Origin of the sequence: Mesorhizobium sp. M7A.T.Ca.US.000.02.2.1 (genome assembly GCF_003996995.1) — a bacterium.
Lineage (GTDB): Bacteria > Pseudomonadota > Alphaproteobacteria > Rhizobiales > Rhizobiaceae > Mesorhizobium.
This window is the reverse complement of sequence record NZ_RZTT01000648.1, coordinates 1-2,286: the sequence shown is the minus strand read 5'-3', so window position 1 is coordinate 2,286 and position 2,286 is coordinate 1. Positions and strand designations below refer to the sequence as shown.

2 protein-coding genes are annotated in these 2,286 nt (G+C 63.8%); both read left to right on the top strand.

What is annotated here, in order from left to right; all coding sequences use genetic code 11:
• On the top strand, positions 1-1,051 hold a 1,051-nt coding region (locus EOD15_RS33020), incomplete at its 5' end, for a L,D-transpeptidase family protein (protein WP_127409229.1).
• A gap of 142 nt (positions 1,052-1,193) precedes the next feature.
• Positions 1,194-2,286: sodium:proton antiporter (locus EOD15_RS33015; RefSeq protein WP_148129776.1), on the top strand; the 1,093-nt coding region annotated here is incomplete at its 3' end.

The following is a 2,286-nucleotide window of genomic DNA, read 5'->3' as shown; positions in this document are numbered from 1 at the left end:
CGCCTTCACGGAGCAGGCGGTCGGGCAATACCAGAACATTGTCGGGCAGGGTGGCTGGGTCGACGTTCCCGCGACCAAGAAGCTGCAGCTCGGCGTCGACGACCCGGATGTGGTGCCGTTGCGCAAGCGGCTGATGGTTTCCGGCGACCTGTCGCAAAGCGCCGGCATTTCGACGGCTTTCGATTCCTATGTCGACTCGGCGGTCAAGCGCTTCCAGCTGCGCCACGGCCTGCCTGCCGATGGTGCGCTCGGCAAATACACCTATGCGGCGATGAACGTTTCGGCGCAGATCCGGCTCGGCCAGTTGCAGACCAATCTGCAGCGGCTGCGCGAGAAGGCCGGCACGCTGGGCAGCCGCTACGTGCTGGTCGACATTCCGGCAGCGCAGGTCGAAGCGGTCGAGAACGACCGCGTCGTGCTTCGCCACACCGCGATCGTCGGCAAGATCGACCGGCAGACGCCGATCGTCAATTCCAAGATCAACGAGATCATCGTCAATCCATACTGGAACGCACCGGTCTCGATCGTGCGCAAGGACATCATTCCGCTGATGCGGAAGGATCCCGATTATCTCAAGAACAGCCACATCCGCCTGTTCGCGCCCGATGGCAGCGAAGTCGATCCCATGAATGTGGACTGGTCGACCGACGACGCCGCCAAGTACCGGTTCCGCCAGGATCCCGGCTCGGAAAACGCCATGGCCTCGGTGAAGATCAATTTTCCGAGCCCTGACGGCGTCTACATGCACGACACGCCGCAGCAGAGCCTGTTCGGCAAGATGTTGCGTTTCGATTCCTCGGGCTGCGTGCGCGTGCAGAATGTGCGCGACCTCGTCACCTGGATCCTGCGCGACACGCCCGGCTGGGACCGCCAGCATTTCGAGGCGGCGATCAAGACCGGTGAAAACACGCCGATCCAGGTCACCAATCCGGTGCCGGTCCACTTCCTCTATCTCTCGGCCTGGTCGACCGGTCCGGGCGTCGTGCAGTTCCGCGACGACGTCTACGCGCTTGACGGCAACAACGAGCTGCAGATCACGTCTGCGCTATAAACATTTGATTCTTATGTAAAAAGGGCCGCCTCTCAGGGCGGCCTTTTTCATTGATTGGGTGCCGCGGCGTTTTTCACGGGACGGGCGGCTGGACGGATCGGCCGGCTTTGCGCATGGTCGGCGGAAAGCCTGGAACCGGACCATGGAAGTCGCCGTCTTCATTCTGGTCGTGCTCGTCTTCGTGGCGCTTTCCGGCGCTCTGGTTCGCCTGGTGCGGGTGCCGTTGCCGGTGCTGCAGATTGCGATCGGTGCCGCGCTTGCGTGGCCGGTGCGCGGCATCCATGTCGAGATCAATCCGGAACTGTTCCTGCTGGTGTTCATTCCGCCGCTGCTGTTCGGCGATGCCTATGGCGCACCGAAGCGTGAACTGATGGCGCTGCGCGGACCGATCCTGGATCTGGCCATAGGACTGGTCTTCTTCACCATCGTCGGCGTCGGCTACGCCTTGCATTGGCTGGTGCCGAGCATCCCGCTGGTGGTCGCTTTTGCGCTTGCCGCGGTGCTGTCGCCGACCGACGCGGTGGCGGTGTCCTCGATCGTCGACAGGAATGTCGTCCCGGCGCGGCTGATGCACATTCTGGAAGGCGAGTCGCTGCTCAACGATGCGTCGGGGCTGGTCATGTTCCGCTTTGCCGTCGCGGCGGTGCTGACCGGCAGCTTTTCCCTTGCGGCGGCTTCGCTCAGTTTTTTCTATGCCGTGGCGATGGGCATCCTGATCGGCGTGGCGGCGCTGTTCGTTGCCGCCAAGCTGCTGCAACTGCTCAACCGGATCGGCGGCGTGCCGGCCGAGGCGCAGGTGCTGGTGATGGTCCTGCTGCCCTTCATAGCCTATCTCGGCGCCGAGCATGTCGGAGCTTCCGGCATCCTGGCGGCTGTTACCGCCGGCCTGCTCACCGGCGGCTCCGGCGTGTTTCGCTTCCTCGGCGTCTCGGCGCGCATGCAGACGATGTCGCTGTGGACGACGCTTTCCTTCGTTTTCAACGGCGCTCTCTTCATCGTGCTCGGCCTGCAGCTTCCCGACATCATCCGCCATGTGCCGCCGGAACTCATGAGCCTGCACCCGATCATCCAGCCGATCGCGACCGTCATCGCGCTGACGCTGTGCCTGATCGCGTTGCGCTTCCTGTGGATCTGGGTGGGCGATATCGCCGCCGGCATCGCTGCGAGTCTGGGCAAGCGCAAGGTGGAGCCGTTTGGGCTGCGCGTGCGGCTCGCCGGTTCGGTGGCCGGTGTGC